Source organism: Streptomyces sp. NPDC126497 (assembly GCF_040302425.1).
Classification (GTDB): domain Bacteria; phylum Actinomycetota; class Actinomycetes; order Streptomycetales; family Streptomycetaceae; genus Streptomyces.
The window spans coordinates 72,304-86,071 of the sequence record NZ_JBEORT010000006.1 but is presented as its reverse complement, the minus strand read 5'-3'; the positions used below and the strand labels follow the sequence as shown (position 1 = coordinate 86,071).

Here is a 13,768-nt window from a genome sequence, read left to right as displayed (position 1 = left end):
ACGCGGCCCCGCCTGCGCGGTCAGGCCGTCGGCCACGCCTCCGCGAGCATCTTCCTCGTGTCCGCCAGGAGCTGCGGCAGGACCTTCGTGTGGCCGACCACCGGCATGAAGTTCGTGTCGCCGCCCCAGCGCGGGACGATGTGCTGGTGCAGGTGGGCGGCGATGCCCGCGCCCGCGACCGTGCCCTGGTTCATGCCGATGTTGAAGCCGTGCGCGCCCGACGCGGTCCGCAGCGCCGTCATCGCCTGCTTGGTGAGCTCGGCGAGTTCCGCCGTCTCCTGAACGGTGAGGTCCGTGTAGTCGGCCACGTGCCGGTACGGCACGGTCATCAGGTGGCCGCCCGTGTACGGGTAGAGGTTGAGCACCGCGTAGACCAGCTCGCCGCGCCGCAGGATCAGCCCGTTCTCGTCGGACGTGGCCGGGAGGGAGCAGAAGGGACAGCCGTCGTCGGCGCCCGGGCCGCTCGGCTTGTTCTCGCCCTGGATGTAGGCCATCCGGTGGGGCGTCCACAGACGCTGGAACGCGTCCTGCGTGCCCACCCCCCACTGCTGTTCCGGCTCACTCGTCATGCGTGCAGCATATGGCGTCCCCGCGGGGGTGCGGAAAAGGCCCCCGGGATCGCTCCCGGGGGCCTCGGGTCGTCCCGCCGTCAGACCTGCGCCCGCTCCTCGACGACCTTCGCGATCTTCGCGATGGCCTCGTCGACGGGGATGCCGTTCTCCTGCGAGCCGTCGCGGTAGCGGAAGGAGACGGCGCCGTTGGCCATGTCCTCGTCGCCCGCGATGACCATGAAGGGCACCTTCTGCTTCTGGGCGTTGCGGATCTTCTTCTGCATGCGGTCGGAGGAGGAGTCGACCTCGACGCGCAGTCCCTGCTTGCGGGCCGCGTCCGCGAACTTCTCCAGGTACTCGACGTGCGCGTCGCCGATCGGGATGCCGATCGCCTGCACCGGCGCCAGCCACGCCGGGAACGCGCCCGCGTAGTGCTCGAGGAGCACCGCGAAGAACCGCTCGATCGAGCCGAACAGCGCGCGGTGGATCATGACCGGACGGGTCTTGGAGCCGTCCGCGGCGGTGTACTCCAGGTCGAAGCGCTCCGGCAGGTTGAAGTCGAGCTGGATGGTCGACATCTGCCAGGTGCGGCCGATCGCGTCCTTGGCCTGGACGGAGATCTTCGGGCCGTAGAAGGCGGCGCCGCCCGGGTCCGGGACCAGGGGCAGCCCCTGCTTCTCGGCGACCTGGCGCAGCGTCTCGGTGGCCTCCTCCCAGACCTCGTCCGAGCCGACGAACTTCTCCGGGTCCTTGGTGGACAGCTCCAGGTAGAAGTCGGTCAGACCGTAGTCGCGCAGCAGGTTCAGGACGAAGGTGAGCGTCTTGTCGAGCTCCTCCGACATCTGCTCGCGGGTGCAGTAGATGTGCGCGTCGTCCTGGGTGAAGCCGCGGGCGCGGGTGAGGCCGTGCACGACGCCCGACTTCTCGTACCGGTACACGGTCCCGAACTCGAACAGGCGCAGCGGCAGTTCACGGTACGACCGGCCGCGCGCGTCGAAGATCAGGTTGTGCATCGGGCAGTTCATGGGCTTGAGGTAGTAGTCCACGCCCTCGTCGAGCTGCATGGGCGGGTACATGCCGTCGGCGTACCAGTCCAGGTGGCCCGAGGTCTCGAAGAGCTTCCCCTTCGTCGCGTGCGGGGTGTAGACGAACTCGTAGCCCTCCTCCTCGTGCCGGCGGCGCGAGTAGTCCTCCATGACCCGGCGGACGATGCCGCCCTTGGGGTGGAAGACCGCGAGGCCGGAGCCGATCTGCTCCGGGATGGAGAACAGGTCCAGCTCGCTGCCCAGCTTGCGGTGGTCGCGCTTCTCGGCCTCGGCGAGGAACTCCAGGTGCGCCTTCAGCTCGTCCTTGGACGGCCAGGCGGTGCCGTAGATGCGCTGGAGCATGGGGTTCTTCTCGCTGCCGCGCCAGTAGGCGGCCGCGTTGCGCATCAGCTTGAACGCCGGGATGTTCCGGGTGGTGGGCAGGTGGGGTCCCCGGCAGAGGTCCTTCCAGCACAGGTCACCGGTCCTGGCGTCCAGGTTGTCGTAGATCGTCAGCTCGCCGGCGCCGACCTCGACGTCCGCGCCGTCGTCGTGCGAGGCGGAGCCCTTGAGGCCGATCAGCTCCAGCTTGTACGGCTCGTCGGCGAGCTCCTCGCGCGCCGCCTCGTCGGTGACGACGCGGCGGGAGAAGCGCTGGCCGCGCTTCTGGATCTCCTGCATCTTCTTCTCGATGGCCTTGAGATCCTCGGGCGTGAACGGCTTCTCCACGTCGAAGTCGTAGTAGAAGCCGTCCTTGACCGGCGGGCCGATGCCCAGCTTGGCCTCGGGGAACAGTTCCTGCACGGCCTGGGCCATGACGTGCGCGGTGGAGTGGCGCAGGATGTTGAGGCCGTCCTCGGAGGAGATCTCCACTCCCTCGACGGTCTCACCGTCCCCGACCTCGTAGGAGAGGTCCCTGAGCTCGCCGGCCACGCGCGCGGCGATGACCGAGCGCTCGCCGGCGAAGAGCTCGGCGGCCGTGGTGCCCGTCGTCACCACGCGTTCTTCCCGCTCGGAATCGCGTTGGATGATCACACGGACGTCTGACACCGGTCTCTCCTGACTGAAGGCTGTGGGCGCGGCGCCATACCGGAGCGCACGCATGGGTGCGATCGTACCGACCCGGGCGCGTCGACCGCGAAATCAGTTCCCGTGGTCCGGCTCGTAGGCCTCCCCGAAGAAGGCCGCGGTCTCGGCGTTCGCCTGGAGCGCCTTCATCAGCCGGTCCCGCTCCGCCTCGTCGATCTGCACCGGCGCCACCTCCTGGACGCCGGTGAGCCGGCGGAAGCCGCCCCTGCTCTCCAGCCGCCCGCGCACCCGTACGGGCAGGCCGGCCAGGTGCGCGTGTCCGGCGATGCGGTAGTTCTCCTCATCGAGCGTGGTCCGGACGTGGCCGACCTCCGCCCCGGCGAGCACCCGCAGCCGGACCATGCCCTCGCCCCGGGGCCCGGACCGGTGCATCCGCACGACCGTGCCGGTGATCCGCACCGTGACGGACGGTTCCGCGCGCTGGTAGCGCAGACCGGCCTCGAGCAGGACGGGCAGGTCGCCGGGTGAGAACCCGACGGGTCCGGTGCGGGCCGCGCAGCCCCCGGGCGCACCGGCCGCCGGGGCCCAGGCCACCGCGATCCGGGCGCCCTCCGTGCCCCGGACCAGAGCGGCGAGGGCCTCGGTGAGCTCATGGCTGACGCCCGCCGTGACGGCCGTGTCGAAGGCGTCCATGCCGCCGGTGGCGCGGCGGTGGTCGATGGCCTCGCGGGTGGCGTGCAGGGCGTGGTGGAGGCGCACGGCGAGGGCGCGGCCGGTGGTGACGGGGGCGAAGACGGTCAGCCGGCGCCCGCCGGGTGCGGGTCCGACGAGGAGGGCGTCCAGTGCGGCGGCGGCCGTGCGGCGGTGCCGGGCGCCGTGGAAGCCGCTTCGGGCGCGGGTGGCGAGCGCGGCGGCGAGGAGGGTCCGGCGGGCGGCGGAGCGCAGCTGTTCCTCCGCGGTCCAGGCGGTGGCGCCGCCGGGTCCGGCCGGTGTGTCGCGCCACCAGTGGATCTCGTCGCTGGGCACGGCGAGGGCGAGCAGGATCTCGCGGGCGGAGGGCGCGGCGCTGCGGGACAGCGCGTGCAGGGCCTCGGCGAGCAGGTCCTCGCTGTCGGGGAAGACGCGGGAGGCCGGTACCAGCAGGCTGGTGCCGGTGCCCGGTCCGGGCGGGGTCCAGCGGTCGTAGCGTCCGGCGACGCCGCCGCGGCGCCGCCAGCCGTGCCGGTGCAGCAGGGCGGTGAGCACGGCGGGGTCGAGGTCGGCGGGCGCGGGCGGCCGGCCGACGTGGTCGGTGTCGGCGGGGTGGGGGCGCACGGGCCTCGGGGGCTCCCCGGTCGGGCGGTGCGTCACGGTTTTCCTCCCGTCCCGACCCGCGTCATGATCTCGCACAGCGCCCGGTCGTCGAAGATGCGTGAGGTGGGGATCCGTACGGTGGTGCGGCGCCGGCCGGTGACGGGGTGTCCGGCGAGATTGGTCCAGTAGCAGCAGTGCCGCAGGTCGAGCCGGTCGTGTCCGGCGCGCAGCCAGTCGTCCTGGGAACGCGGCACGATCATCACGACGAGGATCTTGTGCACCGAGACCGGGGTGCGGGCGAGCTTCTCCAGGTGCGCGTTGTCGAGGGTGAAGGAGAAGGAGCGGCCCGGCGGGTGCGGGGCGAGCTGGTAGGTCGCCTTGAGCTGCACCTTGATGGTGACCTCGTCGTCGACGGTGTGCCCGGCGGCGCTGTGGCTGACGTGCCAGTCGATGCCGTTGTCCGGGAACGGCTGGGAGAGCGAGCATCCCGCGGCGGCGGCGACGGCGTGCAGATAGCCCACCTGCAGGGTCTCCATGCAGGCGGTGGTGGCGAGGGTGCCGCGGGTGGGCGGCGTGCGCTCGGGCAGCAGCCCGCCCCGTTCGGGCTGCGCGACGGCCATGGCCAAACAGCCTTCCAGAACAAGTGTTTCCCCGTTGCGGATCGCTGAACTGCGAAGACCCGTACTCCTGTTGTCTCCTTCCGGCGTACGGCGCAAACAGGCCGGGTATCACCGGTTCGGGCAGCGGACGGTGCGCCGACTGCCGACGGTGGACGAGGGGTTGTTGGGTATGGCGTGCTGGTACGAAGGGCCGTTGGCCGCTTTCGACACGGAGACGACGGGTGTGGACGTCGAGACCGACCGGATCGTGTCGGCCGCTCTCGTCGTCCAGGACGCGCCGGGCGTCCGGCCGCGGGTGACCCGCTGGCTGGTGAACCCGGGGGTGCCGGTGCCGGCCGGGGCGACGGAGGTGCACGGACTGACGGACGATCACCTGCAGCGCAACGGCCGCTGGCCGGCGCCGGTGATGTACGAGATCGCGCAGGCGCTGGCGGAACAGGCCAGGGTGGGCCGCCCGCTGGTGGTGATGAACGCGCCGTTCGACCTCACCCTGCTGGACCGGGAGCTGCGCCGGCACCGGGCGTCGTCGCTGGCCCGCTGGTTCGAGCGGGCGCCGCTGCTGGTGCTGGACCCCAGGGTGCTGGACAAGCACCTGGACCGCTACCGCAAGGGCCGGCGCACGCTGGCCGACCTGTGCGCGCACTACGGCGTCGAGCTGGAGGCGGCGCACGACGCGGCGGCGGACGCGACGGCCGCGCTGGAGGTCACCCGGGCGGTCGGGCGGCGTTTCGCGTCACGGCTGGAGCGGCTGTCCCCCGGCGAGCTGCACACCCTGCAGGCGGTGTGGCACGCGGCGCAGGCGCAGGGACTGCAGGCGTGGTTCGCGCGCACGGGCACGGACGAGGTGGTGGACCCGGCCTGGCCGCTGCGTCCGGACCTGCCGGCGGCGGCGTGAGCGACGCCCGGCGGGAATGCGAAAAGCCGGTCCGTCGACGACGGACCGGCCTCCCCGGTGGGCGATACTGGGTTCGAACCAGTGACCTCTTCGGTGTGAACGAAGCGCTCTCCCACTGAGCTAATCGCCCGGGAACGCAGTGAACAATACAGGTCTGGGGACGGTTCCTTCAAACCGCTTCCAGGTGGGCGGCCAGGCCGCGCCGGCCGGCCCGCATCATCAGGGCGTGGTTGGCCCGCAGGACGGGCCGTCCCGGGACGGCGAGCAGGCGCAGCAGCGGCTTGCGGACGTCGACCTCCTGCTCGTAGTGGGCGAGGCAGCCGCGGGGTCCCAGCCGGGTGACGGTCCAGCGGGCCCAGCCGTCGATGTCGCCGGACAGGCCGGCCTCCAGGATCCCGGTCTCCGGGTCGCGCCGCCCCTCCCGCACGGTCGAGGTCAGGTCGTACGGCAGGAGGGAGCGGATCGTGACGATCCCACTGGTGTCGTCGAGGCGGGTGACGTCCCGTACCTGGGGCCACCACAGGGGGTAGTCCTCGATCCGCTCCAGAACGCGGTAGACCACCGGGGCGGGCGCGGACAGGGTCCACAGACTGCGGAAGCGGTGATGGTTCCAGTCCATGGACGTCGTGTTCCCGTCCGCGCCCGTGATGTGCCTACGGCATCCGGTCTCCCAGCAGCGACAGCAGCTCGATGGCGGCGAGGCCGTAGAGCGCGGTGTCGTTGGTGGACACCCAGGCGGCCTCGCCCCCGGCGACCAGGGCCGTCGGGCCGCCGACCTTCTCGGTCCTCCAGGGTGCCGACTCCTTGTAGCCGTCGGAGTCGTAGAACTTCTGCCAGGCCCGCTCGGCCAGCTTCTGGTCGCCGGTCCGCACGGCGGCGTAGGCGTCGAGGCGGGAGTGGCCCTGGAAGAGGATCAGGCTGCCGAAGTTCGAGCCGTAGCGCGCGGCCTGTTCGGCTTTGCCGGCGTTGAAGTAGCGGCAGTAGTCGTAGTAGGCCTCCTCGAACTCCGGCATGTCGACGAGGTCGATGAGTTCGGCGCACAGCTCGTTCAGGCCGAAGACCGCCGACAGGTGGGAGACCTCGACCTTCGGGGTGTCGGCGACGGCGAACCTGCCGGTGTCGAGGTCGTACAGGCCGCTGCCCTGGACGAAGCCGTTGGGCTGGGCGGCGATGGTCTCCATGGTGGAGAGCACGCGGGCTCTCGCCTTCTCCCACTTGGGGCCCTTGCGTTCCCACTCGGTGAGCCAGGCGGAGACCAGTCCGCTCCAGTCGGTGCCGAAGCCGATGGACAGGGCGTTGCGGTCGGGCGTGTAGGGCTCGGCGCGGATCTTGCGCAGGGGGTCGAGGGCGAGGAAGGTCTCGTCGGAGTCGACGTTGGCGTGCATGAGGTCGCCGACGCGTTCGTCGGCGGTGAGGAAGTAGTAGTAGCGGCGGTAGGTGGTGTTGGCGATGCGCTGCTGCTTGGCGCTGTCGGCGAAGTGCTGGACGCCGTGCCGGGTGCCGAGGCCGGCCCACTTGCCGATGTGGTAGACGTCGACCTCGCCGGTGTGGCGGGTCATCGCCTCGGCGAAGCGGAAGATGTCGGCGCGGCCGGAGCGCAGGTACGCGTACCAGAGCCACAGGTCGGGTGAGAGCTCGGAGTTGTCCCAGGCGTAGCCGCCGACGTCGTAGCGCCACTGGTGCCGCACGGTGTCGTAGGTGTGCATGATGTCGCCGTAGTCCCAGAAGCCGTACCAGCGGCGCTGCTCCACCTGGTCCTTGTAGTAGGTGAAGAGGAAGTCGAGGTGGTCCTCGATCCTCGCCTTGGCCGGGGTGGAGCGGTCCGGTTCGGCGAACAGGCCCCTGCCGAAGACCCCGGCGCCGATCAGCTGCTCGGGCGGGGCGGCGAGCTGCGGGAGGACGCGGACGGCCTCGACCTGTCCGGCGAGCTCCTCGGCGCTCGGGGTGGCCGCGTTGGCCCAGAAGAGGAGTTCGGAGGTGCGGGCGATGCCGTACGGGGTGCCGAACCCGGGCTCGTGGTCCTCGTAGGTGATGTTGAGGCCCTCGAGCTGTTCGGGGAAGGTGTCCTGGCCCATGCCGTCGTGGTAGAAGCGCAGGTCCATGGGCTGGGCCTCGGGTGACCAGAGCCAGAGGGTGACCTCGGCCTGGTCGGTGTGGGCGTCGCGGACGTCGAGCTGGGCGGGGTGCTTCTCCCAGAAGTCGCGCAGGCCGAAGGAGAGGCCGCCGGTGACGCCGCCGACGTAGCCGAAGCCGGAGGCGCGCCGGCCGCCGCCGGCGCCGATCCAGCCGTAGCCCTTCTTGGTGCGCTTGCGCAGGGTGAAGCCGTCGGCGGAGAGCTGGGAGAGGGTGTAGTCGCCCCATTCGGGGATGTACTGCAGGCGGGTGGTGACCCGCTGGTCCCAGGTGGCGGGGTCGGGGAGCTTCTCGCCGGCGAACTGGGCGGCCTGGACGGCGGCCCCCGGGTCGCGGCGCAGTCCGGTGATGCCCTTGACGGCCTCCCGGAGCAGGCCGGTGCCCTCGCCGCCGAGGCGGATGTGGCGGTCGTAGGACTCGTCGCGCATCGGGACGGTGAAGCGGACGCCGAGGCCGCGGATGAAGTCGCCGCTCGCCCTGCCGGGCTCCTGCTTCCCGTCGTAGGTGATGGTGTGCACCATGCGGAAGGAGTCGGCGCCGGCGTAGAAGTAGAGGCGGAGGGAGAAGGGCAGCAGGTCGCGGTGGCCCTTGCGGTGCGTGCCGTCGACGCGGACGACCGCGCGGACGGGACCCTCCTGTTCGACGGTGACGCCGGAGACGGTGCCGTCGAAGCGTTCGGTCCTGACGGTGGTCTGGTCGCCGTCCTCGTACTCGGGCTGGCGCAGGACGACGAGGCGGCCGTTCCTGGCGATCTCGGTGGAGCCGCGGGTGACCGACTTGACGATCGTGTGGCCGGATTTCGCGACCCGGGCGGTGATGACGCCGGTCGAGATGTCGACGGTGCCGCCGCGCTTGTCGACGGTGACCTTCTTCCCGGGGGACGCGGCGGGCGCCCCGGGGGTCAGGGTGAGCTTGCCGGAGCCGGAACTCACGGCGTGCGCGGTCCACTTGAGGGAGCCGTCGGGCCAGTGGGCGATCGGCCAGGACTGGACGGGGACGGACGCGCCGTCGGCGTCGGTCAGCGCGAAGGTCTGGTCCTCCCGGTGGGCGCCCTTGGGCCAGGGCACGCCGACGGTGGAGCCGGGGGCGGCGCCGAGGCCGCCGTCCTCCAGCCAGTCGAGGGTGACCGGGCCGGCGTCGGCGGCTTCCGCGCGGGGCGCGGCGGCGGCGTTCGGCGTTCCCAGGGCCCAGCCGACCTGGGCGGCGGCTCCGGCGACGGCGGCCGCCTTGAGCAGGGATCTGCGGGGGATGGGGGACATGGCCTTTCCTTTCCGTTGCGGGGTGCAAGGTGATGTCAAGGGCATGACAGACAGGGGTGCGGCGCCGGAGCGCCGCCCCCGAAGAGGGGCACCGTCCGTCAGCGGTGCCGGTACCGCTCCTCCACGGCGACGGCCGCCGCCGCGACGGCCCCCAGGACGGGGACCGCCAGCGGCGGGACGGACCACGCGGACAGGGCCACGACGGCGATCCCGCAGACGAGCAGGAAGGATCCGGCGGGGTCGAGCACGGTGCGCCGGCCGGCGTCCGCGAGCAGCTCCCGCCAGGTGGTGCCGGGCGCCCAGACCGCGGTCGCCCGCAGCAGGGTCACGGCGGCCCCGATCAGCGCGAGGACCCCGACGGCCCCGACGAGCGGCCCGCCGGGGAGTCCGGCCCGCGCGGCCAGGACGTCCACCCACACCGCGGCGGCCACCGCCCACCCGGCGAGCCCGACGGCCCACCCGCCGCGCACGGCGGTGCGGAAGTCCTGGGCGAATTCCCGCAGGCCGCCGCCCTGGTGGGTGGTCCGACGCCGCAGGTGCCGGGCGCCGGCGGCGAAGGCGGCGGGGTAGGTGACGACCCCGAGGCAGGCCACGGCGATCCACACGCCGGTGAGCAGGCACTCGGCGAAGACCGCGAAGCGCTCGCCGAACACGGACTCCCTGCGTGCGGTGCGGGCCTTCACGCGTGCTTGCGCCATGGTGACCGCCTCAGCCCTTCAGTCCGGAGGTCGCCATGCCGTCGATGAGGTAGCGCTGGAAGGCCATGAAGAAGGCGATGACCGGCACCAGCGCCACCAGCGACATCGCGATCATGCTGCCGTAGTTGGAGACGCCCTCCTGGTCGCGGAACATCATCAGGCCGAGCGAGACGGTGTACTTCTCGGGGGTGTTGAGGTAGATCAGCGGCCCCATGAAGTCGTTCCAGGCGTTGATGAAGGTGAAGATCGCGCTGGTGATGATGGCGGGCCGGCTCAGCGGCAGCACGATCGACCAGTAGGTGCGCAGGTGCCCGCAGCCGTCGAGTTTGGCCGCCTCGTCCAGCTCCCTGGGCAGTCCGCGCATGAACTGCACCATCAGGAAGACGAAGAAGGCCTCCGTGGCCAGGAACTTGCCCGCGACCAGCGGCACCAGGGTGTCGGTGAGCTCGAGGTTGCGGAAGAGCACGTACTGCGGGATGAGCAGCACGTGGTACGGCAGCAGCAGGGTGCCGATCATCAGCGTGAAGAGCAGGTTCCGTCCGGCGAACCGGATCTTGGCGAAGGCGTACGCGGTCAGCGAGCTGGACAGCACGACACCGGCCACGGCGAGGACCGCGTACACCAGCGAGTTCCAGAAGAAGCTGCCGATGGAGATGCCGGAGATGCCGTCGGCGAGCCCGGAGAAGTTCGCCCAGACCGGCTTCGTGGGCAGCAGGTCGAGGCTGGCGATGATGTCCTTGCTCGGCTTGAACGAGGCGCCGACCACCCAGATCACGGGATAGAGGACGACCGCGAGGACGACGAGCGCGCCCACGTGCCAGGCGATCGATCCGACGCGCCGCCGTTCGCCGGCGGTGGGCGGGGCGGGGCTGGTGGCACTGGTCACTTGGCGGCCTCCTCGTAGTGCACCCACTTCTTCTGCGACCAGAACAGGACCGCCGTCACGAGCGCCACCGCGATCACCAGGGTCCAGGCCATCGCGGAGGCGAAGCCCATCTGGGCCTCCTTGAAGCCCTTCTGGTAGAGGTAACAGGTGTAGACGAGCGTGGCGTCGGCGGGCCCGCACCGGGTGTCGGAGACGACGTAGGCGGAGCCGAACACCTGGAACGCGTGGATGGACTCCAGCAGCACGTTGAAGAACAGCACCGGGGAGATCATCGGCAACGTGACGTTCCAGAACCTGCGCAGCGGTCCGGCGCCGTCCATCTCGGCGGCCTCGTACAGCTCCTGCGGGACCTGCTTGAGGCCGGCCAGGAAGATGACCATGGGGGCGCCGAACTGCCAGATGCTCAGGGCCACCAGGGCGTAGATGACGTAGTCCGGGTTGCCGATCCAGCCGCCCACGTCGAGACCGAAGACCTTCTGCGTGCGGTCCACGATCGCGTCGTCCGAGAACAGCGCCCGCCACACGAAGCCGACGGAGACGCTGGCGCCGACGAGCGAGGGCATGTAGAAGGCGGCCCGGTACAGGCCCTGTCCGCGCCGCTTCTGCGCGAGCAGCAGCGCGACGCCGAGCGCGAGCAGCAGCTTCAGGGGGGTCGCCACGACGACGTACTTGAGGGTGACCTCGACCGACTTCTGCCAGCGCGGGTCCTGGAACATCGTCGTGAAGTTGTCCAGCCCCACCCACCGGGGCGGCGTGAACAGGTTGTAGCTGGTGAACGCGTAGTACAGCGACGCGATCATCGGCCCCGCCGTGAGCAGGAGGAACCCCGCGATCCACGGTGACATGAAGAGGTAGCCGGCGAGAGTCTCGCGGCGCCGCCCGCGCCGCCCGGCGGCGGGAGCGGCGGGCCGCTTCCCGGCCGGGCGCGCGGGCGCTTCCTTGACGAGCGTCATGGTGGTACGTCCCCTCAGCCGGCGAACGCGGCCTTGGCCTCGCTGAACAGTGCCTTGGCGGCGTCGGCCGGCTTGGTCTTGCCCTGGGCGACCTCGCCGCCGATGCGCAGGAACGCCGCCTCGATGACGTCGGCGCCGGACGGGTGCGGGGTGATCCTCCCGAGGACCCCGGCCTCGGCGACCTCTTCCTCGTAGGCCGCGACGCCCTTGTTGTTCTCGTCGGTGGGCGTGAACGCCTCGTACTGCTCGGTGGTGGCGAGGATGCCGCGGTCGTAGCCCATGATCTTGCCGACCTCGGGGTCGTGGACCATGAAGTCGATGAACCGGGCGACCTCCTCGGGGTGCTTGGTCCCCGAGAAGCCGCTCAGCATCAGCGAACCGAGGTACTGGCCGGTGGCCTTGCCGTCCGTGGTGGGGATCGGCGCGAGCCCGTAGTCGGACTCGCCCTCGCCCTCGTAGCGGATGGAGAAGTTGTCCCAGGTGAACTCGGACGCCGCGAGGCCCGCCGAGAGCGCCGACTTGGGCTTGACCTGCTCGACCTTCTTCGGGTCGGCGACGAGCCCGGACTTCACGCGCTTGTAGCCGTCCTCCCACCACTGCGTCAGGTCGTCCTGGGTGAAGCCGAGGTCGGAGTCGGTGAAGAACGCCTTGCCGTTCTGGCGCAGGTAGAGGTCGTAGAGGTACATGATGCTGAAGTAGCCGGTGTCACCGGCGATCTTCAGCTTGTCCTGGATCGTCTGCAGGGCGTCGAAGTACTCGTCCCAGGTCCAGCCGAACTCCGCCTCCACGCCGGCCTTCTCGAAGGCCTTGAGGTCGATGACGAGCGACATGGTGTTGGCGCCGACGGGGACGGCGATCTGCTTGCCGTCGACCTGACCGTTCGCCAGGACGCCGTTGCGGAAGTTGTCCAGGCTCAGGTTCCCGGCGTCCGCCTGCGGCGTGAGATCCAACAGAACACCGCGCTTGTCGTACTTACGCAGGAAGCCGACCGCATTCTGGAAGACGTCCGGCGGATTTCCGCCGGAGGCCTGGGTCTGGAACTTCTCCCAGAACGCCTCGTAGTCGGTGAATTCAGGCTTGATCTTGATCTTCGGGAACTTCTTCTCGAAGAGCGCGATCGTCTTCTTGATGGCGATGGTGCGCGGCTCGCCGCCCCACCACGCGTAACGAAGGGTGACCGTGCCGTCCCCCGAGCCGCTGCCGCCCCCGCAGGCGGTGGCCGTCGCACCCAGCCCCGCGACGGCCAGCGAGGCCCCCGCCGCTTTGAGGATCGTCCGCCTCTCCACATTCCCACCCTGCTGCATATGAGCCTCCCCGCGACGTTCGCGTCCGCCTCATGAATCGTTTCAAGTAAGCGCTTGCTGGCACAAGCTACGGAGGGCCTACGGACACGTCAATGATTCGGACAGGAATTCATCGGCGCCCCGGCCGAACGCCGGCGGCGACCACCTCCGCCCGCACGGTCCCGTCCGACCGCAAACACGCAGGCAGGAACCGCGTGGCCGACCGGCCGAACACGACGGGGCGGGCCGCGGCGAGAACGGCGGAAGGTCACGGTTGGATGAAGGCGACCGGAAGCGGAACGCCCCGGGACACCGTACGGGCCCCGCCCGACGGCACGCCGACGCGAACGCGCGGTGCCGCGCGCATACGACAAGGCGGCCCGGCTCACCGTCGGTGAGCCGGGCCGCCTTGTGATCCGGTGGGCGATACTGGGTTCGAACCAGTGACCTCTTCGGTGTGAACGAAGCGCTCTCCCACTGAGCTAATCGCCCGGACGCAGGAAGAACATTACCCCATGTCAGGGGATGCCCGTGACCAGCGGGCCGGGGCCGGGCGGCCCCGGCCCCCGGTCACTGGTCCTTGATCTTCCAGGGCATCTCGAAACCGAACTTCCACAGGTAGAACCCGGCCAGCGCGGCGATGATCACCAGGCCGGCCGAGGTCAGGATGATGTTCCGGCGCCGCACTTTGGGGTCCAGGGCGCGCTGGGCCGCCTCGGTGACCTTGCGCTTGGTCCAGCGCAGCACCAGCTGGGCCCAGACGAACTCGGTCGCCCAGATCGCCATGCCGCCGAAGATCACGACCCAGCCGGGTCCGGGCAGCGGCAGCATGATGATGCCGGCCACCACGACCGCGAGGCCGACGATGAAGACGCCGACCTGCCAGCTCAGGTGCAGTGCGCGGCGCGCCTTGACGAATTCCGGGGCCCGTGAGCCGAGCCCCCGCTCGACCGGACCCTCGCCGCCGTCCGTCGTCACCCCGTGGGCCGCCACGACGGCCTCGCCGGGCTTGTTACTCCCCGTGTTCATATAGCCAAACACTACCCGAGCGGAACACACCACCGGAATGGGTGCGGGACGCGAACGATCTCTCGGCCGGAAGAGTTACCTAAACACACGCAAAACCCTCAGAGGGGTTTACAA

The 13,768-nt window shown here is 70.6% G+C and carries 12 protein-coding genes and 2 tRNA genes; 1 reads left to right on the top strand and 13 read right to left on the bottom strand.

Features of this window, described 5'->3' with window-relative positions:
* Positions 1–20: 20 nt before the first annotated feature.
* The 4 genes from ABTY20_RS05805 to ABTY20_RS05790 all read right to left on the bottom strand — a co-directional run bounded on the left by ABTY20_RS05805 (position 21) and on the right by ABTY20_RS05790 (position 4,518).
* Positions 21–569 (bottom strand): HIT family protein, encoded by a 549-nt coding sequence (locus tag ABTY20_RS05805; RefSeq protein ID WP_351995716.1) that lies wholly within the window; start codon positions 567–569, stop codon positions 21–23.
* Between the two features lie 80 nt (positions 570–649).
* A complete protein-coding gene (thrS, locus tag ABTY20_RS05800; RefSeq protein ID WP_351995715.1) occupies positions 650–2,626 on the bottom strand; it encodes a threonine--tRNA ligase in 1,977 nt (658 codons plus the stop codon).
* Positions 2,627–2,719: 93 nt separating this feature from the next.
* Entirely contained in the window at positions 2,720–3,955 is a 1,236-nt protein-coding gene (locus tag ABTY20_RS05795; protein WP_351995714.1) for a hypothetical protein, read from the bottom strand.
* A complete protein-coding gene (locus tag ABTY20_RS05790; RefSeq protein ID WP_351995713.1) occupies positions 3,952–4,518 on the bottom strand; it encodes a DUF4365 domain-containing protein in 567 nt (188 codons plus the stop codon). The genes ABTY20_RS05795 and ABTY20_RS05790 overlap by 4 nt, the downstream gene beginning before the upstream one ends.
* A gap of 169 nt (positions 4,519–4,687) precedes the next feature.
* On the opposite strand from ABTY20_RS05790, the gene ABTY20_RS05785 reads away from it, so the two are divergent.
* A complete protein-coding gene (locus ABTY20_RS05785; protein ID WP_351995771.1) occupies positions 4,688–5,413 on the top strand; it encodes a 3'-5' exonuclease in 726 nt (241 codons plus the stop codon).
* Positions 5,414–5,471: 58 nt separating this feature from the next.
* Here the strand turns inward: ABTY20_RS05785 and ABTY20_RS05780 are convergent.
* The 9 genes from ABTY20_RS05780 to ABTY20_RS05740 all read right to left on the bottom strand — a co-directional run bounded on the left by ABTY20_RS05780 (position 5,472) and on the right by ABTY20_RS05740 (position 13,654).
* Positions 5,472–5,543, bottom strand: a tRNA-Val gene (locus ABTY20_RS05780).
* A 39-nt stretch (positions 5,544–5,582) separates the two neighbouring features.
* On the bottom strand, positions 5,583–6,032 hold the full coding sequence (locus tag ABTY20_RS05775) for an SRPBCC family protein (RefSeq protein WP_351995712.1): 450 nt from the start codon (positions 6,030–6,032) through the stop codon (positions 5,583–5,585).
* Between the two features lie 34 nt (positions 6,033–6,066).
* Positions 6,067–8,805 (bottom strand): exo-rhamnogalacturonan lyase family protein, encoded by a 2,739-nt coding sequence (locus tag ABTY20_RS05770; protein WP_351995711.1) that lies wholly within the window; start codon positions 8,803–8,805, stop codon positions 6,067–6,069.
* A gap of 98 nt (positions 8,806–8,903) precedes the next feature.
* Entirely contained in the window at positions 8,904–9,503 is a 600-nt protein-coding gene (locus ABTY20_RS05765) for a hypothetical protein (protein ID WP_351995710.1), read from the bottom strand.
* Positions 9,504–9,513: 10 nt separating this feature from the next.
* Positions 9,514–10,389: a carbohydrate ABC transporter permease gene (locus tag ABTY20_RS05760; RefSeq protein ID WP_351995709.1), complete on the bottom strand. Its 876-nt coding sequence runs from the start codon at positions 10,387–10,389 to the stop codon at positions 9,514–9,516.
* Positions 10,386–11,342: a carbohydrate ABC transporter permease gene (locus ABTY20_RS05755; protein WP_351995708.1), complete on the bottom strand. Its 957-nt coding sequence runs from the start codon at positions 11,340–11,342 to the stop codon at positions 10,386–10,388. Before ABTY20_RS05755 ends, ABTY20_RS05760 begins: the two co-directional genes overlap by 4 nt.
* Positions 11,343–11,356: 14 nt before the next feature.
* The gene (locus tag ABTY20_RS05750) at positions 11,357–12,646 is read right to left on the bottom strand and encodes an ABC transporter substrate-binding protein (RefSeq protein ID WP_351995707.1); all 1,290 of its coding nucleotides are present in this window, start codon (positions 12,644–12,646) and stop codon (positions 11,357–11,359) included.
* 399 nt (positions 12,647–13,045) lie between these two features.
* Positions 13,046–13,117: transfer RNA gene (locus ABTY20_RS05745), tRNA-Val, on the bottom strand.
* A gap of 78 nt (positions 13,118–13,195) precedes the next feature.
* A complete protein-coding gene (locus tag ABTY20_RS05740; RefSeq protein ID WP_351995706.1) occupies positions 13,196–13,654 on the bottom strand; it encodes a TIGR02611 family protein in 459 nt (152 codons plus the stop codon).
* Positions 13,655–13,768 lie beyond the last annotated feature (114 nt).

Excerpts from the sequence above, each read along its gene's own strand:
- ABTY20_RS05755 (WP_351995708.1), bottom strand. The coding sequence starts at position 11,342 with ATGACGCTCGTCAAGGAAGCGCCCGCGCGCCCGGCCGGGAAGCGGCCC.
- ABTY20_RS05765 (WP_351995710.1), bottom strand. The coding sequence starts at position 9,503 with ATGGCGCAAGCACGCGTGAAGGCCCGCACCGCACGCAGGGAGTCCGTG.
- ABTY20_RS05770 (WP_351995711.1), bottom strand. The coding sequence starts at position 8,805 with ATGTCCCCCATCCCCCGCAGATCCCTGCTCAAGGCGGCCGCCGTCGCC.
- ABTY20_RS05805 (WP_351995716.1), bottom strand. The coding sequence starts at position 569 with ATGACGAGTGAGCCGGAACAGCAGTGGGGGGTGGGCACGCAGGACGCG.
- ABTY20_RS05790 (WP_351995713.1), bottom strand. The coding sequence starts at position 4,518 with ATGGCCGTCGCGCAGCCCGAACGGGGCGGGCTGCTGCCCGAGCGCACG.
- ABTY20_RS05740 (WP_351995706.1), bottom strand. The coding sequence starts at position 13,654 with ATGAACACGGGGAGTAACAAGCCCGGCGAGGCCGTCGTGGCGGCCCAC.
- ABTY20_RS05785 (WP_351995771.1), top strand. The coding sequence starts at position 4,688 with ATGGCGTGCTGGTACGAAGGGCCGTTGGCCGCTTTCGACACGGAGACG.
- ABTY20_RS05775 (WP_351995712.1), bottom strand. The coding sequence starts at position 6,032 with ATGGACTGGAACCATCACCGCTTCCGCAGTCTGTGGACCCTGTCCGCG.
- ABTY20_RS05750 (WP_351995707.1), bottom strand. The coding sequence starts at position 12,646 with ATGCAGCAGGGTGGGAATGTGGAGAGGCGGACGATCCTCAAAGCGGCG.